We start from the raw sequence: 23,274 nt of genomic DNA on the forward strand, positions 1-23,274 counted from the left end.
TTACCTCATAACACCGGGAAGTGCTGTAATTGTTTAAGTTCCCACCGCCCCAGAGTAAATCAAACCTCGCTGTATATCCAAAGTTAAAATCGCACCGTCTTTAATTACCTGTGTTGCTTCCTTCACACCCAGAATTACTGGTACACCTAAACGTAAGCCGATAACTGCGGCGTGACTAGTGAGACTATCTTCCTCAGTAATAATCCCCCCAGCTTTGCGAATTGCTTCTACAAAATCCACACCTGTGCGGGATGCTACTAAAATATCACCGGAATTAAAATTACTGGCATCCATAGCATTATGAACTACCTTAGCGCGTCCAGTGACTGAACCTTGACCTAGACCAATTCCCTGGCCGAGTATAGCAGTCACCACTTCCACCTTAATCAAGTCTGTTGATCCAGAAACCCCCTGAAGTGTACCAGCAGTCATTACTACTAAATCACCTTCCGTTAAGAGGTTTTTTTCCTGGGCTACATTGATAGCTGCTTGGAACGTCTGACCAGTGGAAGGTAATTCTAAGACTAAAAGCGGTCTTACGCCCCAGACCATCTGTAACTGTCGCGCTACGTTAACATGGGGTGTAATTGCTAAAATTGGTGTTTTCGGGCGGAATTTAGAAACGTTGCGGGCTGTAGCTCCAGTTTGTGTTAAAGTCATAATCGCCGCTGCTCCCAAATTTTCTGCAATTTGACCAACTGCTTGACTAATAGCATTGGGAATAGAGGGTTTATTATCTCGTGACTGACGGGAGTTGGGGTTTTGTGCGTACTCCTGTTCCATGCGTTCTGCTATCCTGGCCATGGTCGCTACGGCTTCCACAGGGAAACTACCGACGGCGGTTTCATTGGAAAGCATGACAGCGTCTGTACCGTCTAAAATAGCATTAGCAACATCGGATACTTCCGCACGGGTAGGACGGGGGTTACTGACCATGCTATCTAGCATTTGGGTAGCAGTAATGATGGGAATACCCAAGCGGTTAGCCGTAGCAATTAGCCGTTTTTGTAGTACGGGTACATCTTCGGCTGGTAATTCCACCCCTAAATCACCTCTAGCGACCATGACACCGTCACACAAAGATAAAACTGCTTCCATTTGTTCAATGGCTTCGTGTTTTTCGATTTTAGCAACTACAGGGACACTTTTACCTGTGCTGGAAATTAGTTCTTTAATTTCGATGATATCCTGGGGATTACGGACAAAGGAAAGTGCTACCCAATCAACACCTTGATCTAGACCAAACATCAGATCCTCTCGGTCTTTGTCGGTCATGGCTTTAATGGATAAGTAAACTCCAGGAAAATTAACACCTTTATTGTTAGAAAGTTTACCTGGAACTGTGACACGACAGTGTAAATCACCTTTTTCGCGGTTGATGTCCTCTACCACCATTTCGACTTTACCATCATCGAGGAGGATTTTTGCACCCGTGGGAACTTCATCTGCTAAGTAATCGTAAGTGACACAACTTATTTCTTGAGTTCCTTCTATGGGGCGATTTGTCAAAGTGAAGCGATCGCCCTTGGCTAAGATTATAGAACCATTTTCAAACCGACCCAAACGGATTTTGGGACCTTGTAAATCTTGTAGAATTGCTACTGGTCTATTTAATTCAAAAGCAGTTTGCCGAATTAACCGAATACTACGCTGATGATCAGCATGAGTTCCGTGGGAGAAGTTGAGTCTAAGGGTTGTAGCACCCGCTTCAATAATTGCTTTCAGCATTTCTGGACTACTGGTAGCAGGTCCAATAGTAGCAACAATTTTAGTGCGGCGCTGAGAATCTCTTAATTGCGTCATGGGCTGGGTTGAAGATTTTTGGAGTCTACCGGGGAATTTATCGTCATCTTTGCTGATACCATTTGAGATTTAAGATTTTGGATGATGAAAAACTGACAGTATCAGCAATTCATTTTTCCATTGATCACCATCATTTTGCAAATTGGTATGAATTAAACGAACTGTCTTTTTTATTAACTGCTAAATCAATGTTACAGGCCGTTAGGTCGGTATTTATGGTATAAATTTGATATCGTACATTGGCAACAGTCCTTTGAGAGAGTTTTTTATCTAAAAGCACTGGTTTAGCCAAGAATCATAGCCTCATTTATTGACCCTTTAACAGAACTGTAAATCAATCTTGCTTTACATAACTTTACTCTTAACTAAGATTAATAGTATGATCCGTAAAGATTGATGATTAATTAAAGGAGTTAATAATGCTCACGTCGGAGGCACAAAAGCCACTGACAATTCCCCCCAAAGAACTTTTATCACCTCCTGGTGATTTTAACCCCACGCTACTGATGTTTTTAGTCGTAGTGATGATGTTAGTTTTATCTAATTTTGGGTATTGGTTGTGGGAGTGGCCTCATTGGTTGTGTTTTAGTATCAACACACTAGCACTCCATTGTTCAGGAACAATCATTCATGATGCTTGTCACCAGTCAGCCCATCGGAATCGAATTGTTAATGCTATCTTAGGCCATTGTAGTGCCTTAATTCTCGCCTTTGCTTTTCCAGTATTTACACGAGTACATTTGCAGCATCATGGTAATGTTAACCACCCTAATGATGACCCAGATCATTATGTTTCGACAGGTGGACCCCTGTGGTTAATTGCGGTGAGATTTTTGTACCATGAGGTATTTTTCTTCCAAAGACGATTATGGCGTAATTATGAACTACTAGAATGGTTTATTAGTCGCTTAATCATCATTACTATTGTTTATATTTCCGTCCAATATCATTTTTTGGGCTATATTCTTAACTTTTGGTTTATTCCGGCTTTTTTAGTAGGAATAACTTTGGGGTTATTTTTTGATTATTTACCCCACCGTCCGTTTGTAGAAAGAAATCGCTGGAAAAATGCCCGGGTTTATCCTGGTAAAGTTCTCAATATCCTGATTTTAGGGCAGAATTACCATTTAATTCATCATCTGTGGCCTTCGATTCCTTGGTATAATTATCAACCGGCTTATTATTTAATGAAGCCGTTATTGGATGAAAAAGGCAGTCCCCAAACTTCCGGGTTATTGCAGAAAAAGGACTTTTTTGAATTTGTCTATGATATTTTCATAGGTATTCACTTTCATCACTGATTTAGAGCAGTTTATAGCAGAATTATGTAAGCTGTTATGCTTCCTGGGGAAGACTAAGTTACGCTTTATTTAGTAAAGAGGCGTAAAAATAGTTTCCCCAGCAATGCTAAAATACCCGACAGAAAGGCGATAGTAGTGTAAAAAAATCACAAAAACCCCAGAAGTTGGTGCTTCTGAGGTGTAAAGAGTTTTAGGCACGATTGAGGATAATACTTATCTGGTGATCAATTTGGAGTAGGAAATCTTGAGAATGATCACAAGATAGCTTTATCAATATCTCAAACTAAGAACCTAAAAGCCCACAGGTCAACTACTTAAATACTCTAGCAGAGCTATTTCTATTTCAGTAGCCAAATTGGCGTTTGTTTGAGTTTGATTTAGATATCTACCTCTCGGCGGATATTCACTAATTCATAAAGCTTATTTTCAAACTTTTGGGTACAAGCTGACCAATCAAATTCCAGAATTGAGGGACGAGCTTGTTGAGTTAATTGATTTTTGAGGTCAGGATTTTCGAGAATTATAATTACTTTTTGGGCAAAATCTCTAGGGTCATTGGGTGCTGCTAAAAAACCATTAACCCCAGAAATAACCTGTTCAGCAGTTGAAGGAGCGACAACAGCCACTACAGGCGTTCCAGAAGCTAAAGCTTCGTTAGTTGTAGTGCAGAAATTTTCGGTGATAGAAGGGTTAACAAATATATCTGCTTTTGCAAACCAACCTAAAAGTTCCTTACCATGAGATTCACCCCAAATAGTAACACCATGGGGGAAATTTTGAGCGCGACGACGAATTTCTGCATCCAAAGGACCGCTACCAACAATTACTAGATGAACATCAGGAATTTTAGCAGCAATGAGAGGATAAATATCTAAAAGTTGATTAACATTTTTTTCGGGAGTAATACGCCCTACAAATAAAATAGTTGGACGTTGATCATCAGGAATTGGATCATAACAAATATTGCGGGGATGAAATTTTTGGCAATCAATTCCTTGATAGGGAAGATATTCGGCGCGTTGAGCTTTTAATTTTTGGTATTTAGCCAGTTGTTCACGGGAAGAAAATAAACTTAAATCATAAGTTTCACTAAATTGTTTAACTAAAATTGGCAGAAAAGGACGCACTAAATTAAAGACTATATTACCGAAATAATATTGAATATAGGCAATGATATCTGTGTGGAAAACTGAAACAATAGGTGTGTTTGTTTTTCTGGCATATTCTACTCCCACAGAACGGCCATAACCTTGTAAAAAACCAGAATATAAACCTCTCATTTGTGGGGCTTCTTCGACAACAATAATGTCAGGTTGGAAGTGAGTGAGTAATTTTGTATCACTCCAATGACGATAACTTAATGGTTGGGGTAAAGATTTATAAAAAATCAGTGGTTCGGTCGGAAATGAATAAGCAGAAAAATTAATAAATGTTTCTAGTTCTTCAATTCCTGACATGGGACGTTTACCAACTTGTGGAGGGTATTGATCATTAATTTCTGGGTGAATTAAAAAAACTTCATGCCCTTGTTTTAATAACCAGTGAACTCGCTGGTGTACAGCAACAGAAACTCCTGTTAAAAATGGAGCGTATAATCCTGTAAATAAGCCGATACGAAGGGGTTTCTTGTTCATGATCATGAGGTAATTTTTCCTGATAAAATATATTACTGATGCTTTCCAATAATTATTGGATTGAGGGATTTTAGATATTGAAGCGAAAATAAAAAATCTAAAATTTTACCCATTCTCTAGAGAGAGGCTTTTGAATCAATTGGTTGATCTAACCATTGGTAAGGACGGTATTCAATTAACCGAATATTTTCACGTCCTTGGATTCGATAAGTAATTCCCCGCCAAGTAATACTTGATGTCCACAAAGAAGATAGTATTATTAAACCATAAATCCACTGTGTGAAAGGGATAGCTATTAACATTTTGAGGATAATTAAAGGCGATAATTTGGGTATTTTTTTACCTTGATTATGCAGGATATGATGTATTGCTACTTCCATCAATACCATGAGTAAAACTAAACCAATGGTGTAGGAAATGTAAGAGGAAAATAATAAAAATCCAGCGTACCATTGAGACTGAAGCAAGAGATAGAAAATGATGATGATGACTAGATTTGGTACGAGAATACTAGAATATGCTTCACTAATTATGGCTAACCAACCAGGGTGATAAAGTTTAGAACTAATTATTAATCGTTTTAATGATTCTAGTAAGTTACTTAAACTACTTTCTTCCTGATTTAGCATCAATAAAGAAGGAATAAATTTAATTTGTAACTTTTGTTTTTTGATAAGTTTATGCAGAAGCATATCATCTGTTAATACTTGTCCCCACTTATCCAAAAGTTTGATGCGGTTTAAGACTTCTGTTTTGATAGCTAAAGTTCCACCCCAAGGAATTTGAAAGAGAAACATTTGCACAACTGTAGAAACATTACCGGAGTAGCGAACTAATGAACCCCAATAATTACCAGTGGGAAGATACCAGCGATTTCCTGTTGTTAGACCAACTTTGTCATCAAGAAGAGGAGTAACTAATTCTCGTAACCAATTAGGATGAACTACAGTATCAGCATCAATAAAAGCGATAACTGGATAAGCATTATCTAAGTCAGAAACAGCTTGTATTAGAGAACTACATTTAAGACTACAATTATAACGAACTGCTCTTAATATATTAATTTGAACATTAGTTGCACCCAGTTGATTGATTGTTTCACTAGCAATTTTCAAAGCTGGATCTTCTTGACTATCAATGATCAATTTTAGATCATATTGCGGGTAATTTTGTTGTAAGAGCGATCGCAAACAATTATGTAAAAATGGATCAGCACCTCGTAAACAAAGAATTACTGCCGTTTTTGGTAATTTTTCATCTGGTAATAACCGTGGTTTGTATGAACGTAAATACCATAAAAATATTAACGTTAAACAACTCTGGATTAGCAACCAACCCAACAAAGACTTAGATAGAAATATCATCAAATCTGGCATTATCTCTATAGTCTCAGATATAACTTAGAAGTCAGGAAAAAGAGTTAGAATCTATGGCTAACTCCCGATTTTAAATTATAAATCAATACAGTTCAGTTAAGAATAGAGTTTTAGATTTAACTAAACCGTATTAAATTCCAAATTAAGGATCAAGAGAATACTTCAAAAAGATATTAATTGTAGTATTCTTATCAACTTTAAAACTGGCATTTTTGAACTTAGGTGTGCCAGTGCTGATAGAAACAATGGGATTTCTAGAAATACCAAAACCCTCTTCAGGAATCCCGAAAAAGTCTTTATTGAGTTTGCGGTCACCATTTTGATCATCAACTACAGCCACAGCATAATTACCAGGTTTTAATCCAGAAAATACCTGTTTAATGGAATTTCCTGTAATTTTAGTACAGCCACTTTTAACTTCACTTTTAGCATTATCTGGAAATCCTTTTTCAGAGTTATAAACTCTCATGCAGATTTCCCCAGTTTGATTACGAATACCATTAACAACTACAGTTAATGATGTTGTTGATTCAGCCTGAGCTATTTTGTTGAAGCTAATAGTTAGCAAGGTGGCAATGAACAGGTTTACAATTTTAAACATTAGTCAAAACTTCCTAATTGTGAAAATTTACCCTTGGAGAATTTTATCTATTTCATCAGTTTTTGAATGTCAGTTTTTTGCAACCATTCACGAGTGCGACCCATTCCTTCTGCTAAATCAACTTTAGCTTGATAATTCAAAATATTTTGTGCTTTTACAATAGAATAGGCATAAGGACGACTCATAAAATCAACTGATTCTGGGAGAATATCAGCTTTTTTACGGAATAGTTTTTGTCCCTGAAGACGCACACGCAAAAATAACTTCATTTCCTCTTTAGGTAAAGACATTGGTGCCGGTAAACCTTCCAAAGAAGCAAGATGAATAAAATAATCTTTCCAGGAAGTTTCTTGACCATCAGTAATGTTGAAAATTTCCCCATAGGCTGATTTTTCTATGGCTAAAAAGATAGCATCAATTAAGTTATCTACATATAGATGATTCATCACACCTTTACCATCATTAGCATAGGCAAATAATTTTTGTCGCATCATCTGAATTGGCCGGACAATCCAAGGAATACTTCCAGGACCATAGACATCACCAGCCCGAATTACAATTACTCCAAATTCAGGGGCATTGTTCAGTTTTAAAACTTCGATTTCTGCTTCAATTTTTGTCTGACAATAAGGATTATTTTCACCGGAAAGTACACCTGATTCTGTAACCCTTTCAGGGTAATCAAACCCATATACTAAAGTGCTAGAAAGATGGACAAATGTTTTTACACCTGCTTGTTTAGCAGCCTTAGCGATATTAATAGTACCATTGACATTTATTTCTCGAAAATGCTTAATGTCTCCAGCTTCTTCGGCAATTTGAGCAGTATGTAAAACTATATCTATTCCTTGACAAGCTTTTGAGCAAATTCCAGGATCAGTGATATTACCAACTAGAATTTCAATACCTAAATTTTGCGCTGTTTGATCTTTAATTTGGGAATTTTGTATACCTCTAACTTTCATCCCTTGAGCTATAGCTAATTCGGCTGCACGTAAACCAATAAATTCGTCAATTCCAGTAATCAGCAGAATTTTGTTTTGCAAGTTCATGTTGAAATATAGATAAGTGTTTTGTAGTGGTGTGACGGTAACGATACAGTTGAGAAAGCAATACAATCTTATTTCCTAATTGCAGGAAATTGCAATTAAGAACTGTTGCACTGACAGGAAAATTTTACTGTTGCCAATAACATTAAACTTCTATCTTTGGTTGGTTTTAATTTAGAAAACATTGAGCAAAATTTGCTGAATTTACAAGACAACCAATCCCTAAAAACTATCAGCCGGATCAGCAGAACGGAGTTTATTAATAGCTAATGCTCCAGAGGTGATACAAATTAAGACTGTAGATACTAAGACAAGTAAGGCATTATTATTTGTCATCATGATAGGTAATTTAGTTGCTTTCATAGCAAAATCATATAAACCAATGGAAACAATAAAGCCGGGAATATAACCTAACAATGCTAAGATTAATGCTTGTTGAAAAACAACATTTAATAAATATCCATTAGCATAACCAATAGCTTTTAGAGTTGCATAGGCAATAAATTGAGTAGCAATGTTGCTATACAAAATTTGGTAAACAATTACCACACCAACAACAGAAGCCATGATCAGCATTAAGTTAAGAATAAAACCAATAGGAGTTCTTACAGACCAATATTGTTTCTCAAAATCAATAAATTCTTGACGAGTGAATATTTTTACATCCTGTGGGAGCTTGTTCTTTAAACTATCTAAAACTCGTTTTATATCAGCACCGGATTTGAGTTTAATCACTCCCATATCTATTTTTTCCACTGGACGACTATTAGGATTAATTCTTAAAAAAGTTGAATCACTAACAATTAAATTACCATCAACACCAAAGGACGGTCCTAAACCGAATAAACCCCCAACTCGCACCCGATAGCCCTTAATTGCATCAAAGGGAAAGATTTCAATTGGTTGTTGAATATTTCCTTGATTAAATAATTCTGCTATTGGTCCAAATTCTGAACGAGCATCTCTGTCAAATAACATGACATCAGGAATTTTGAGTTTATCTAAATTTTGCTCAACTTCTGGAATATCTAGCACGGATTTTCCAGGATCAAAACCAATGACATAAATTGAATATTTCTCACCACTAACGGGATTTTTTAATTTTGCAAATTGCAAATAAATTGCACTAACAGAATCAACACCATCAAATCCTAATGTTTGATATAATCGAGTGCGAGAAAAACTTTGAATTGCTGTCAAAGATTTATATTGAGAACTAACTAAAAACAAATCACCGTTCAATCGTTGATGTAATGCTGTTGCACTAGAATATAGTGCATCTTGAAAACCAAGCTGGATAAACATTAATAGCACAATAAAGCCAATTCCGGCTACAGCTATCACAAAGCGAAGTTTCTGCTGGACAAGCTGTAGCCACGCTAAAGGAATTTTGATATTCATATTAGTTGTTAGTTATGAGTTGTTAGTTATTAGTTAATATTTGTTATTTGCGGAAAATAACAAATAAACATTAATTAATAACTAAATTTGGATAGCAACGTCAACTTGTAAGTTAGTTAAGCGAGATATCTTTTGACTATCTGCGGGATTATCAATAGATATTTTGACCTCAATTACTCTCCGGTCTGCGTCAGAATTGGGATTAATACTAAAGATACCTTGTTGATTAACTTGCCAGCCAATTTCTCGTACAGTTCCTTGTAACGCACCAGGAAATGTAGTGCTAGTGATCTTAGCTTTTTGACCAACTCGAATATTTTGAATATCCGTTTGATAGACTTCTGCTAAGACTTGCATTTGTGATGTATTACCAATTTCTGCAAAGCCAGCAGTAGAAATTATTTCTCCATTTCTAGCATTAATTCGCAAAATTGTCCCATCTATAGTGGAAGAAATGTAAGTTAAATCATGATCGGCTTTCGCCTGTTTAATTGCTGTTTCTGCACTTGTAACTTCACTTTCTGCTAATTCTACATCTACAGACCTAACTTCTTTAATGCTATTAAGTTTAGATTTTGCTTCTTTGAGTTGATCTTCAAGTGTATTTTCAGTTCTTTTAAGAGTAGCTTGAGCCTCTTTTAGTTGCTGTTGTGTAGTTTTTAGGGTTAAATTTTTACTATCAACAATGGAAGCAGAAATAGCACCATTTTTAAATAATTGCTGATAGCGATTACTCTCTTTTTGAGCATTTTCAACTTCAGCCCGAATGCGATTAATTGTTGCTAATTGCGCGGCAATATCTCCTTGCAATTGGGAATTTAACCGAGTAATTGTGGCTTTTTGAGCATTAATATCTCCAGTTTTTGCTCCAGCTTTTACCTGTGCTAGTTTAGCTCTAGCAATTGACAATTTATCAAATGCTTGTTGTATGGCTGCTTGGGAACGAGCATAGTTTTCTAGATAAGCTAATACTTGTCCTTTCTTCACATTATCCCCTTCCTTGATCAACAGTTTTTCCACTCTGACACCATTGATAGAATTAGGGGCAGATAAATAAGTAATTTTATCTTTTGGTTGTAACCTTCCTAATGCAGTTACAGCAACTTTAATAGGGGTAGGTTGAGATTTAGTAGTTGTTGTTACCGCAGGAGATAGAATCTGAGAATTGATCTTCAATTGATAGAAAATGTATAAAGATACTAACCCCGTAGCTAAAGTTAGAGAAGTTGCCAAAATTATTTTCCACTTTAGCGCAGTCAATTTGAATAATTGGCTTTGTTTATTTAGTGCCATATTGTTATTCCCATGGTGTTATTTCAAAAAATACTCGTAATGGCTATAGACTTATCCTCTGTTGCTTTCATAGAAGCGATATGTCTGATTATTTATGTATGAATTGTTGTCAGCATTCCTAGCTGTTATAAATACCCAAATTAACCTAGAATAAAGGTGGATTTTACTGCAAATAATTGATGATTAATGCCACGTTATACTATCAATTTTATCTTGGATGGGCATTTAATTAAGTAACCTAAAATACGATAGTCATCATCAGAAATAAAAATCTTCAATTCCTAAGCATTAACGCTGCTCATAACTTAGAGAAATGAATAAACTTACCTGCAAGTATCCCAAATAAATTTGATATTGTCAACTAAATTTATTTGTTTTCATCAAAATATTTTATTAATCATAAGTTAATATAAAAATTTGTATTTATTTTAGCAAATTTTACTAAATCTATGCAGAACTTTCGTATTTAATGCTAGAACTTATTGGTCTACCATTGTTATCAATTATTGACATGATCAAAGACAAAAATTAATCTTTGGTTTATCAATAACCAATTGTCTATAAAAGGTGAGTTATCTTATAAATTCATCAAAAATTAGGACTTAATTATGATAGTTTACTCAAAAAAACCCGGTTATGTTCAAATATTTATTTTGTATATTTATTGATTAGTTACTTATGAAACAGTTTAGATATAATTCTTGAATTATCAAGAAGAGATTGATGTTAAAACCGTAATTACCAAGAATATGTTATGAGGAAATGTAGTTATAAAGTATACTTTGGTAATTAATTTATATGTAAAAGGAGATAAGTTAAGAAATATTTTTCTCTAAAAATTAGCAAAAATGAACTATTCATTTTTCCTAAACTATGCTAGTCTTTTTATTAATTCAACATTTATAGTTAAAAAATAAATTGTTGATTTAATCCCAAGAAACAGAATAAATACTAAAATCCATTCAGTTTTTTAGAGCAGAATTACCTAAAGAAACAAAACCTATTCCTGAATAAATCGGGGTTTTGTATTTCCTGAAGTTACCAACTGCTAAATTCTTGAGAAACTGTTTAAGTATTTTTTCACTATTCAGAGAATTTGCCATAGAGTGCTGACTATTTTTGTAACGATTTTGGCAACTTTTATGAGTCTAATCATCTAAAATAGGTTATCCTGGACTTTAAAAATTGATCAAGACATTTATCAACCAATGTGATTATCAAAAGGATAAAACATTCAATGATTAAGAAATGAAAGCCCTTGTGTTTTCATACCTATAATTTAAGTAGTCAGCATAGCACTTATGTCTCATATTTATGGGAAAAATCATAAAAGTGGGGATTTTATATCTTCACTTTCTCAATATCAAAAATCCAGTATTGTCTAGTATTTATTCATGAACAAAAGGTTCTAAAACTGGTTCAACAGTCCAACAAACACCCAAAAAATTCAACAGTCGCAAAAAAATGGTGTATATATTCTGTAGTATTAATCTCAAGTCAAGCCTTTAAACTTACCTGGGATAAATGCACTAATATAGATAGAATAAATACCTGTTAATAGCGTATTGTCTTGCACAATTTACGGTATTCAAGATTAGTCTATGCCATGATGTCTTACCCCCCAAAAAAGATAGACACAATAAATACTTCCTTGACGGAATTAGAAGCCCAAATTAATAGTTGTGAACAGGCTTTGCTTAGGTTTATAAAGGAAAAAAAAATGAACATGACTAACGGCACATTATCAGAAAATTCCATGTCAAATAAAGAAATTAACAGAAAACTACAAGCAAATCCAATAGCTATTATTGGTATGGCTTCTTTAATGCCTCAAGCCAGAAATTTAAGAGATTACTGGCAAAATATTGTTAATAAAGTTGACTGTATTACTGATGTTCCTTCAAGTCATTGGAGTGTGGAAGATTACTATGATCCTAATCCAAGAACACCAGAAGATAAAACCTATTGTAAACGTGGTGGTTTCATTCCCGAAGTTGATTTTAACCCCATGGAATTTGGCATTCCCCCCAGCATTTTAGAAGTTACAGATGTTTCTCAACTATTAAGTTTAGTAGTTGCGAAAGAAGCAATGGAAGATGCAGGTTATGGTGATTCCCGTGAATTTAACCGCGAGAATATTGGAGTTATTTTAGGTGTAGCAATGGGCAAACAATTAGCAATGCCCTTAGCTGCTAGATTAGAATATCCAATTTGGGAAAAAGTTCTCAAAAGCAGTGGTTTATGTGATGAAGATACTAAAAAAATCGTTGATAAAATCAAATCTGCTTATGTCAAATGGGATGAAAATGCTTTCCCTGGAATGTTAGCAAATGTTGTGGCGGGGAGAATTGCTAACCGGTTTAACTTTGGCGGTACAAATTGTGTAGTTGATGCCGCTTGTGCTAGTTCTTTCGGGGCATTAAAAATGGCCATTAGTGAATTAGTTGAACATCGTAGCGATATGATGTTAACGGGTGGAGTAGACACCGATAATACCATCATGGCCTACATTTCTTTTAGCAAAACTCCGGCTGTTAGTCCTAGCGATAATGTTAAACCATTTGATGCTAAATCTGATGGGATGATGTTAGGTGAAGGTATTGGGATGATTCTCTTAAAACGCTTAGAAGATGCCCAAAAAGATGGCGATAAAATCTATGCGGTAATTAAGGGAATTGGTACTTCTAGTGATGGTCGCTATAAGAGTATTTATGCCCCTAGAAAAGAAGGACAAGTTAAGGCTTTAGAAAGAGCTTATGATGATGCTGGTTTTTCTCCAGCAACCGTGGGTTTAATGGAAGCCCATGGTACGGGAACAATGGCTGGAGATCCTACGGAGTTTGGTTCTTTAAAAGATTATTTCGGGAAGCATGATACCCAAAAACAACACATTGCTTTAGGAAGTGTAAAATCGCAAATTGGACATACAAAAGCCGCCGCAGGTGCAGCTAGTTTAATTAAAACTGCCCTAGCATTGCATCACAAAATATTACCAGCAACCATCAATATTAATGAACCAAATCCGAAATTAGATATTGAAAATTCCTCCTTTTATCTAAATACTCAAACTAGACCTTGGATCAAGGCAGAAGGTGAAACTCCCAGACGTGCAGGGGTGAGTTCTTTCGGTTTTGGCGGCACAAATTATCATGTTGTTTTAGAAGAGTACGAACCAGAACAACGAAATGCCTATCGTTTACATCATACCTCTAGTGAAATGCTATTATTTGGTGCTAGTCAAGCTGAATTAATTAGTAAGTTGGAGGCGACTTTCAATAATTTGCAAGCTAATGATGGAGAAAGGTATTATTCTCAATTATTGCAAGAGTGTCAATCTCTAACTATTCCCAAAACAGCGGTAAGAATTGGGTTTATAGCCGAAAATTTACAAGAAGCTTGTAAGTTACTACAAGTTAGTATTGAGTTACTAAAAAATAAGCCTGACGCAACATCTTGGGAGCATCCTCAAGGTATTTATTACCGTTCCTTTGGTATGGAATTGGCTGGAAAAGTTGTCGCTTTATTCTCTGGACAAGGTTCTCAATATTTGGAAATGGGAAGAGAAACGGTAATGAATTTCCCCAGCTTGCGGCAGTTATATGGCAAGATGGATAATTTGTTAAAACAAAGTAATTTGCAACCGATTTCTGAAGTTGTTTTTCCTCATTCTACCTTCGATGAAACTGAGAAAAAAGCGCAAATTGCAGCTTTGCAAAGAACCGAATATGCCCAACCTGCCATTGGTGTATTCAGTGCCGGGTTGTATGGAATTTTGCAGCAAGCTGGCTTTAAAGCAGATTTCACCGCAGGCCATAGTTTTGGTGAATTAACGGCTTTGTGGGCTGCTGGAGTATTGAGTGAGGCTGATTATTTGTTCTTAGTGAAGTCTAGAGGACAAGCCATGGCCGCACCAAAGGACCCAGATCATGACCCTGGTAGTATGTTAGCGGTGAAGGAAGATATCAGCAAAATTGAACCGCTACTGAAGCAATTTCCTAAAGTGAGTATTGCTAATTTTAATTCTCCCACTCAAATTGTTTTAGCAGGTCCAAAGTTAGAAATTGATAAAATTCATCATGCTTGCCAAAAATTGGGATATGGTGCGGTTTTATTACCTGTGTCTGCGGCTTTTCATACTCCATTAATAGCATTCGCACAAAAATCCTTTGCTATTGCTACTAAATCAGTAACCTTTAAAAATCCACAAATTCCCGTTTTTAGTAATGTCACTGGTAAATATTATCCCCAAGATGCCACAGCAATTCAAAAGAATTTGGAAAGCCATTTGGCTAGTTCAGTGCTGTTTAAACAAGAAATTGAAAATATCTATGGTGCCGGTGGTTATTGCTTTGTAGAATTTGGACCAAAACGGGTTTTAAGTAATTTGGTAAAAGAGATATTAGGAGATCGTCCTCATATTACTATCTCTCTTAATCCTAGTCCACAAAAAAATAGCGATCGCTCCTTAAGAGAAGCCGTAGTTCATTTGCGCGTTATCGGCATGAATCTTGGTAATCTTGACCCTTATCAACTCCCTCCCGTATTACCTCCTATTGCGGCTAAAAAGACCCTTAACGTCAAATTAACTGGCATTAACTACATTTCCGATAAAACCAAAAATGCCTTTATTGAAAGCTTGCAGAACGGAGATAAAATTTCAGGAGTTCAGGAGTTTAAAAGTCCAGAAATTCCAGAATTGAAAAGTCCAGAAATTGATAGTTCAGAAATTATCAAAATTCCTTCAACTGGACATAACGGCAACGGTAATGGACATAAAAAACAACCCGTCATGGCAACTCAGTTACAACCACAGATGAATACTACAACTCTGATTAAAGAACCGCAAAAAGAACCAGAGAAAAGATCCATTTCAGAATTGTTCGCACAGCAATCTATAGATAAAATGCAAAGACCAGATCAACTTGTAAATTGCCAACAAATTCTCACCAGTTTGGAACAACTTCTCAGCCAGTTTCAATATAACCAAAGCGAGAATTTAGAAGTTCACAGCACATATCTTAACCATCAAATAGAATACACCAAAACATTCTTTCAATTAATGCAGCAGCAAAATAAATTATTTGCTAATGTTAAATCTTCTGCTGAAGCTGCTCAAATTAAGCAGGTAATCATGGAAAGCTTAGAACGCAGCATGATGCAGTTTCATTCTCAACAAGGTGAAACCCTCCGCATTCATGAACAATATTTGCGGGAACAAATAGAATATACCAAACACTTTTTCCAACTCATTCAAGAAGAATATTCTCAACTGATTTCTCAAACTCAAGAAACAGCAGATATTATTCCGCTATCTACCCCTGAAGAAGCACCAGTCGCTGCTAAGGTTACTATTATTCCCTCTCAAACAGTACCAGTAATTAAGCCAAAAGTTGAATTAGAAATACCTATTTCAACTGTCAATAAAGTTATCGAACCTGTAATTAACGAGATAATTGAATCTGAACCTGAACCAATTGCATTAATTCCTGAAACTGTACCCGTAGTTAATAACATTAATCTAGATGATTTAGCCAACAATTTATTAACTATTACCAGCGAAAAAACAGGTTATCCTATCGAAATGTTAGAACTCGATATGGATATGGAAGCAGATTTAGGAATTGACTCTATTAAAAAAGTAGAAATTTTAGGAGGATTGCAAGAATTATATCCTAATTTGCCCAAACCAAACCTTGAAGAACTAGCAGAAAAACGCACCATTGGTCAAGTTGTCGAATATTTGCAAAAACAGAATCCATTAACAACAGAAATCCCAGCAGAATCAATTATTATTCCTCAAATTCCCACAGAGATAATAGAGGAATTAGCACCAGAACCAATTATTATTCCCCAATTTTCAATTCCCAGTTCCCAACCTGACGAAAACAGTAACGAATATGCTGATTTAGCCCAAACTTTGTTAAACATTACCAGCGAAAAAACGGGTTATCCGGTGGAAATGTTGGAATTGGATATGGACATGGAAGCAGACTTAGGTATAGATTCCATTAAACGGGTAGAAATACTAGGGGCAATGCAGGAAGCATATCCGAATTTACCCAAACCTAACATAGAAGAATTGGGAGATTTACGGACAATTGGGCAAATCGTTAACTACCTCCAAACACTGGTGGGAGGTGAAAAAAAAAAGCCGTACACTGATCTTAACTCGGTAACTCTTAATTCCCCTTTGATCAAGGAGGAAAGCGCGGGGGTAGAGTCGAATATCACAGTGGATTTAACCCCACCACCTATGGTAGATCCTCATCTTCCCCGTCGTATTGCCCAACTCAAAACTTTACCCAGACCGGATTTTTGGGAAGCACAACTACCAGCAGAACACATTGGTTTAATTACAGACGATGGTTCTTTAACTACCACAAAATTAGTTGATGCACTAGTAGCACAAGGTTGGAAAATTGTAGTTTTGAGTTTCCCCCAATCCCTAATTCCTACACAATTGCCATTACCAGCAGGTGTTACCCGTATTACATTAGCCAACATGAGTGAACAACATCTGCAATTATTATTGCAAAGTGTGATTACTAAACATGGACCAATTGGGGCATTTATTCACCTACATCCTCAATTTCAACCTAAAAAACCTGATCATATTTCTTATCCAGAAGCAGAAAAAGCAATTATTAAACAAGTGTTTTTAATGGCAAAACATTTGAAAGCAACTTTGAATAATGCAGCATTATTACCAGGAAGAACAAGCTTCTGCACAGTCGCTCATCTTGATGGTGAATTTGGGTTAGGACATCAAACTAATTTCAGTGCAATTGCTGCCGGTTTGTTTGGTTTAACTAAGAGTTTGCGGTGGGAATGGCCACAGGTATTTTTTAGAGCAATTGACCTAAAACCCACTTTAGATCATCAGGAATCTGCTCAATATATTGTCGCTGAATTGCACGATTCTAATCGCTATATTGGCGAAGTTGGTTATGGTAATCAAGGACGAGTAACACTGGTTGCTGAGGCTGAATAATTTGTAGGGTGGGCATTGCCCACCATGAGATGATTTTTTTAACGCAGAGTCCCAGAAAGTAAGAGTTTGATATTTTGATTTGATTTTTTACGTGAGGATTTATGACTGCAACTGTTCAAATTACTCCATCTTCTGTTTTTGTTGTTAGTGGTGGAGCAAAGGGAATTACTGCTCAATGTACTGTTAAATTAGCTCAACAGCAACGTTGTAAATTTATTCTTTTAGGTCGTTCAGAAATTACTACAGAACCAGAATATGCGCGAGATTGTTTGGAAGATTCTGCTTTGAAAAAGCGCATTATGGAAAACTTGATTTCTCAGGGTGAAAAACCAACTCCCATGATGGTACAAAAGATATTTAATCAAATTAATTCCAGTCGAGAAATTAAGAAGACATTAGCAGCTATTGCAGCTACAGGAGCAACGGCTGAATATATTAGTGTTGATGTGACTGACGCTGTAAATTTGAAAGTAAAATTGCAAGAAATTTCTCAGAAAGTAGGTCAAATTACCGGAATTATTCACGGTGCCGGTAACTTAGCAGATAAATTAATTGAAAAAAAGACAGAAGATGATTTTGAGAAAGTTTATACAGCTAAAGTTCAGGGTTTAGAAAATCTGCTCAGTTGTATTAATTCCCAACAATTAAAACATTTAGTATTGTTTTCTTCGGTGAGTGGTTTTTATGGGAATATTGGTCAAACTGATTATGCTATAGCCAATGAAATTCTGAATAAATCGGCGCATTTAATCAAACAACATCACCCTAATTGTCATGTAGTCGCAATTAATTGGGGAGGGTGGGATAGTGGGATGGTGACACCACAATTAAAAAAAGCATTTGCAGAAAGAGGAATTGATATTATTCCTGTAGAAATTGGTACACAAATGTTAGTTAATGAACTACATCCAGCCTATCAAGATTATACACAAGTTGTCATTGGTAGTCCGATGAAACTATCATCGAGTCCTTTAGGTTCAGAACTTCGCAGCTATCGCATTCGCAGACGAATGACATTAGCAGAAAATCCATTTTTACATGACCATACAATAGCAGGTTCACCAGTCTTACCAGCTACCTGTGCCAAATCATGGATGGTTAATGGCTGTGAAGAAATTTATCCAGGTTATAGATATTTTAGTTGTCAAGACTTCAAAGTTTTAAAAGGAATTACCTTTAATTCTACTTTGGCTGAAGAACATATTTTAGAAATCCAAGAAGTTGCCAAAGTTGATGGTGATTTTGTAGAATTTCAAACCAAAATATTGAGCAAAACCCCTGAAGGAAAAACTCATTATCACTTTAGTTCTCTAATTAAACTGGTAAAAAATCTGCCAGAAGCCCCCATTTATGAAGCAATGGATCTTAGAGAAGATCATATAGTCACTAGCACTGGTAAAGAATTCTATCAAAATGGTGATTTATCCCTATTTCACGGACCAGCATTCCAAGAAATTACCAGAGTTTTAAATATTAGTACAGAAAAGCTGACAGCCGAATGTTGTTGGCAAGAAATCACAGCCAAAGAACAAGGACAATTTCCCGTAAAATGGCATAATCCTTATATAATTGATTTGAGTACCCAAACATTATGGTTATGGTTAAATCATATCCATCAAGAAGTTTGTTTACCAGGACAATTAACATACTGTGAACAGTTTTTAGCAGTACCATTCAACATCCCCTTTTATGTTTCCTGTGAAATCATAGCAAAAACCGACACAGGTGTAACTGTCAACTTCATTATTCACAATGATCAAGGAAAAATCTACTCCCGAATCTTAAGAGCAAAAGCCGTAATTTGGCCAATGAAAATGTTAAATAAAAAGTAAAAACCTAAATCTCGTAGATGGGGTTAAGCGACAGTGAAACCCAACAAATTCACCAAAATCTTAGGTTTCCTGATACCATTTCTTTCTGAGGCAGCACCGAACTTTTAACCTTTTTTCTCTCTGTGTCCTCTGTGCCTCCGTGGTTCGTTTATCTTTAAATTGGGTGCATCTTTACACAGAATTGGTATTACATCAACCCAAACCACAATTTTCTATCTTCCTTCCATTCTTCCTAGTTCATTTCTCTTAATTATCTTCCTGCGTCCATAAATCCGTAAACATTGGGGAATCGCGTAAATCCTAAATAACGTAGGGAAAAGATTAAATAATATCTCTTTCCCTCATCCCCCAACGAGGATTTCAAAAGTGGAAAAAATAGCTATCATCGGGTTATCTTGCCTATTTCCCGATGCTAATAATCCCGAAGAATTTTGGCAGAATCTTACACAAGAAAAAGATTCCACATCATCTATAACTGTAGCGGATTTGGGAATAGATCCCGCTATATTTTACGACAATAACAAAGGAACACCAGAAAAATTCTACTTCCTTAAAGGCGGTTTTATCCGCAATTTTGAATTTGATCCTAGTGAGTACAATTTACCAGCATCATTTGTTGAAAGTCTCGACAATAGTTTTAAATGGTCACTATATGCCGCTAAACAGGCAATTCTTGATAGTGGTTATTTAGAAAATCAAACTGCACTCTCAAAATGTGGCGTAATTTTAGGAACTTTGGGATTTCCAACCAAAGCTTCTAATAATTTATTTGCTCCTATTTATCAGCAAAATATTGAACCTGCAATTAGTGAACTTTTGCAGAATCAGGATTTTCATTTACCAGGAACAAATCATGGCATCAAAAAATCCCCATATAATGCTATGGTTTCCGGTTTACCTGCTGCTATAGTTTCTAAAGCATTTTCTTTATCTGCAACTCATTTCTGTATAGATGCTGCTTGTTCATCATCATTTTATGCCATTAAATTAGCATCCCATTATCTGCAATCTGGCAAAGCTGATTTGATGTTAGCTGGTGCGATTAGTTGTGCAGATCCATTGTTTGTCAGAATGTTATTTTCTGGTATTCAAGGATATCCAGATAATGGCATTAGTCGTCCTCTAGATAAGTCATCACGTGGGTTAATTACCTCCGAAGGCATAGGAATGGTAATGCTGAAAAGACACAGTGATGCTATTAGAGATGGTGACAATATCTTAGCCACAATTTGTGGTAATGGGTTATCTAATGATGGTAAAGGTAAACATCTTCTTAGTCCTAATTCTCAAGGTCAAACTCTAGCATATCAAAGAGCATATTCTGAAGCTAGACTTAACCCCAAAGCTATTGATTATTTAGAGTGCCATGCTACAGGTACTTTATTAGGAGATACCACCGAATTTAACTCAATTGAAAGCTTTTTTAGTCCATATAAAGCAACTCCATTAGTAGGTTCAACGAAAACAAATGTTGGTCATTTACTTGTTGCTGCGGGTATGGTAGGCATAACCAAGACAATTTTAAGTATGTCCCATGGTGTGATTCCTCCTACTATTAATGTGACCCAACCTATAGGTTCTGAAAATAATGTTATCTCTTCACAAAACATTGTCAGAACTCCTACTCAATGGCCAAGTCAAGGAACTAAAAAAGCAGCTTTAAGCGCCTTTGGTTTTGGTGGTACAAACTCTCATATCATTCTAGAAGCAGGAAAGTAAGCAGATGAATATTCAGCAACAGAAGACCGCAAAAATGGCAATTGTTGGTATGGATGCCTTTTTTGGTGAATGTCAAGAATTAGATGCCTTCGATAGCAGTATTTATGATGGAAAACAGCATTTTATTCCCCTACCAGAATCAAGATGGCATGGTATTAATCAACAAGAAACTTTACTACAAGCGTATGGTTTAGAAGTTGGAAAAGTACCACAAGGAGCTTATATTGATAATTTTGAAGTTGATACTTTCGCTTACAAAATTCCTCCCAATGAGGTGGAAAAGATCAACCCTCAACAACTGTTATTATTAAGAGTTGCTGACCGCGCTCTCAAAGATGCGAATATTTCACCTAATAGTAATGTAGCCGTGATTATTGCAGCAGATACAGAATTATCTGTTCACCAATTACAGCAAAGATGGAATTCATCCTGGCAAATTAAGGATGGTTTAAATGGCGCAGAAATCACTTTATCACCAGAAAAAATTCATCAATTAGAAAGTATTGTTCAAGATAGTATTCACAATCAAGTTGAACTTAGTGAATATCTCAGTTACGTTACCAATATTATGGCTAGTCGCATTTCCTCTCTATGGAATTTTTCAGGTCCATCTTTTACAATTAGTGCCGTAGAAACAGCCACTTTTAAAGCTTTAGAATTAGCGCAAATGCTGCTAGATACTAATGAAGTAGATGCTGTAATTGTCGGTGCTGTTGACTTAGCAGGTGGGGTAGAAAACGTCTTATTGCGAAGTCAATTTGGCAAAATTAATACAGGAGTCAATACTTTAAGTTTTGACGAAAAAGCCGACGGTTGGAATGTGGGAGAAGGTGCGGGTGCGGTAGTTCTGAAACATCATGATGTTGCATTGCAAAATCAGGAACGTATCTATGCAGTTATTGATGCTGTTAGTATTGGTCAATCTGCATCTATGGCTATAGATGATACCACCATTACTCAAGTCTGCAAACAAGCGTTTCAACAAGCAGGTATCCAACCTCAAGAAGTCAACTATTTAGAAGTCTGCGCTAGTGGTATTCCTGCCGAAGACGAGGCCGAAATTAATGGTATTCTCCAAGCTTATCCCTCCGTTGGAGATGGTTTACACTGCGCTATAGGTAGCGTTAAATCTAATATTGGTCATACCTTCCTTGCGTCTGGAATTGCCAGTTTAATTAAAACTGCACTGAGTATTTACCACAGATATATTCCCGGAACTCCCAATTGGTCTGGAGTGAAAACACCGCAAGTATGGGAAGGTAGTCCTTTCTATGTTGCTACAGAGTCTAGACCTTGGTTTTTGCAAAAAGAGGTTAAATCTCGAATTTCAGCCATTAATAGTATTGGTTGTGACGGCTCTTTTGCTCATATCATTTTATCAGAAGAAACCCAACAACCAGAGCGCAGTAGCACATATTTAGAATCAAGACCTTTGCATTTATTACCCATTGCAGCAGATGATCAATCTAGCTTATTAGCAGCATTGGATCATTTGCAAGCAACAATTGAAAATGCTGATTCTCTCAAAGAGATTGCTAGTCAAACCTTTGTTGAATTTCAACAGCATTCTCAAAGCAAATACACTTTATCTCTAACTGGACGCAACCAAAAAGAATTAATTAAAGAAATTAATTCTGCCAAAAAAGGTGTAACTAATGCCTTTGCAAATGGTAAAGATTGGCAAACTCCCATAGGTAGTTATTTCACACCAAAACCACTGGGTAAAAATGGAGAAATAGCCTATATTTATCCTGCTGCTGTTAATACTTATCTTGGCATTGGTCGTAGTCTTTTCCGGTTATTTCCTAAAGTTTTTGATGATGTGATTATCAAAAGTCTTTACGAACGAGCCGCAGATGTTGAAAAACTGGTATTTCCTAGAAGTTTGAGTAAATTGTCAACTCGACAATTGGAAACTCTAGAAAAAAAATTGCTGGATGATTCTTTGGCAATGTTTGAAGCAGAAGTGCTTTTTACCAGATTAATCTCGACAATTATTACCGAAGATTTTCAAATTAAACCTAAATATATTTTTGGATATAGTTTAGGTGAAACTAGTATGATGGTTGCTCAAGGAGTATGGAGCAATTTTTATGAAGTCAGTCACACATTTAACTCCTCAGCTTTATTTGGAGATAGATTATCTGGGGCAAAAAATACTGTACGTGAGTATTGGGGACTACCAAAAAATCTCACAACTCCAGAAAATAATTTGTGGAATAACTACGTTCTTATGGCTACTCCAGCCCAGGTTAGAGAATGTTTAAAAAATGA

General features: G+C 36.0%; 12 protein-coding genes. 5 read left to right on the forward strand and 7 right to left on the reverse strand.

All coding sequences use genetic code 11. From position 1 onward, the window contains the following. Positions 1 to 33 precede the first annotated feature (33 nt). Positions 34 to 1,803, reverse strand: coding sequence for a pyruvate kinase (gene pyk, locus ACIR310F_RS0106995; protein ID WP_028083200.1), 1,770 nt, complete (start codon positions 1,801 to 1,803; stop codon positions 34 to 36). A 419-nt stretch (positions 1,804 to 2,222) separates the two neighbouring features. On the opposite strand from pyk, the gene crtR reads away from it, so the two are divergent. Continuing rightward, a complete protein-coding gene (crtR, locus tag ACIR310F_RS0107000) occupies positions 2,223 to 3,104 on the forward strand; it encodes a beta-carotene hydroxylase (RefSeq protein ID WP_028083201.1) in 882 nt (293 codons plus the stop codon). Positions 3,105 to 3,481: 377 nt separating this feature from the next. Here the strand turns inward: crtR and ACIR310F_RS0107005 are convergent, their stop codons facing one another. The 6 genes from ACIR310F_RS0107005 to ACIR310F_RS0107030 form a co-directional block, all read right to left on the reverse strand. Then, the gene (locus tag ACIR310F_RS0107005) at positions 3,482 to 4,738 is read right to left on the reverse strand and encodes a glycosyltransferase (RefSeq protein WP_028083202.1); all 1,257 of its coding nucleotides are present in this window, start codon (positions 4,736 to 4,738) and stop codon (positions 3,482 to 3,484) included. 116 nt (positions 4,739 to 4,854) lie between these two features. Continuing rightward, positions 4,855 to 6,114, reverse strand: coding sequence for a glycosyltransferase family 2 protein (locus ACIR310F_RS0107010; RefSeq protein ID WP_028083203.1), 1,260 nt, complete (start codon positions 6,112 to 6,114; stop codon positions 4,855 to 4,857). A gap of 142 nt (positions 6,115 to 6,256) precedes the next feature. Continuing rightward, entirely contained in the window at positions 6,257 to 6,715 is a 459-nt protein-coding gene (locus tag ACIR310F_RS0107015) for a DUF2141 domain-containing protein (protein ID WP_028083204.1), read from the reverse strand. A 47-nt stretch (positions 6,716 to 6,762) separates the two neighbouring features. Beyond that, complete coding sequence (locus ACIR310F_RS0107020; RefSeq protein ID WP_028083205.1) at positions 6,763 to 7,767, reverse strand: NAD-dependent epimerase/dehydratase family protein; 1,005 nt, start codon at positions 7,765 to 7,767, stop codon at positions 6,763 to 6,765. A gap of 219 nt (positions 7,768 to 7,986) precedes the next feature. Further along, a complete protein-coding gene (devC, locus tag ACIR310F_RS0107025) occupies positions 7,987 to 9,165 on the reverse strand; it encodes an ABC transporter permease DevC (protein ID WP_028083206.1) in 1,179 nt (392 codons plus the stop codon). Positions 9,166 to 9,246: 81 nt separating this feature from the next. After that, a complete protein-coding gene (locus ACIR310F_RS0107030) occupies positions 9,247 to 10,458 on the reverse strand; it encodes an ABC exporter membrane fusion protein (protein ID WP_028083207.1) in 1,212 nt (403 codons plus the stop codon). 1,609 nt (positions 10,459 to 12,067) lie between these two features. Between ACIR310F_RS0107030 and ACIR310F_RS0107035 the strand changes: the two genes are divergently transcribed. The 4 genes from ACIR310F_RS0107035 to ACIR310F_RS21805 all read left to right on the forward strand — a co-directional run. Then, positions 12,068 to 17,449, forward strand: coding sequence for a type I polyketide synthase (locus tag ACIR310F_RS0107035; RefSeq protein ID WP_155963666.1), 5,382 nt, complete (start codon positions 12,068 to 12,070; stop codon positions 17,447 to 17,449). Between the two features lie 101 nt (positions 17,450 to 17,550). Continuing rightward, on the forward strand, positions 17,551 to 19,281 hold the full coding sequence (locus ACIR310F_RS0107040; protein ID WP_028083209.1) for an SDR family NAD(P)-dependent oxidoreductase: 1,731 nt from the start codon (positions 17,551 to 17,553) through the stop codon (positions 19,279 to 19,281). 366 nt (positions 19,282 to 19,647) lie between these two features. Beyond that, positions 19,648 to 21,000: a beta-ketoacyl [acyl carrier protein] synthase domain-containing protein gene (locus ACIR310F_RS0107045; protein ID WP_028083210.1), complete on the forward strand. Its 1,353-nt coding sequence runs from the start codon at positions 19,648 to 19,650 to the stop codon at positions 20,998 to 21,000. A 4-nt stretch (positions 21,001 to 21,004) separates the two neighbouring features. Then, positions 21,005 to 23,274: type I polyketide synthase (locus ACIR310F_RS21805; protein WP_231387426.1), on the forward strand; the 2,270-nt coding region annotated here is incomplete at its 3' end.

It is taken from the genome of Dolichospermum circinale AWQC310F (assembly GCF_000426925.1).
GTDB lineage: Bacteria > Cyanobacteriota > Cyanobacteriia > Cyanobacteriales > Nostocaceae > Dolichospermum > Dolichospermum circinale.

Bases quoted from the DNA above. Each gene is read 5' to 3' on its own strand.
- pyk (WP_028083200.1), bottom strand. From the start codon at position 1,803: ATGACGCAATTAAGAGATTCTCAGCGCCGCACTAAAATTGTTGCTACT.
- crtR (WP_028083201.1), top strand. From the start codon at position 2,223: ATGCTCACGTCGGAGGCACAAAAGCCACTGACAATTCCCCCCAAAGAA.
- ACIR310F_RS0107005 (WP_028083202.1), bottom strand. From the start codon at position 4,738: ATGAACAAGAAACCCCTTCGTATCGGCTTATTTACAGGATTATACGCT.
- ACIR310F_RS0107010 (WP_028083203.1), bottom strand. From the start codon at position 6,114: ATGCCAGATTTGATGATATTTCTATCTAAGTCTTTGTTGGGTTGGTTG.
- ACIR310F_RS0107015 (WP_028083204.1), bottom strand. From the start codon at position 6,715: ATGTTTAAAATTGTAAACCTGTTCATTGCCACCTTGCTAACTATTAGC.
- ACIR310F_RS0107020 (WP_028083205.1), bottom strand. From the start codon at position 7,767: ATGAACTTGCAAAACAAAATTCTGCTGATTACTGGAATTGACGAATTT.
- devC (WP_028083206.1), bottom strand. From the start codon at position 9,165: ATGAATATCAAAATTCCTTTAGCGTGGCTACAGCTTGTCCAGCAGAAA.
- ACIR310F_RS0107030 (WP_028083207.1), bottom strand. From the start codon at position 10,458: ATGGCACTAAATAAACAAAGCCAATTATTCAAATTGACTGCGCTAAAG.
- ACIR310F_RS0107035 (WP_155963666.1), top strand. From the start codon at position 12,068: ATGTCTTACCCCCCAAAAAAGATAGACACAATAAATACTTCCTTGACG.
- ACIR310F_RS0107040 (WP_028083209.1), top strand. From the start codon at position 17,551: ATGACTGCAACTGTTCAAATTACTCCATCTTCTGTTTTTGTTGTTAGT.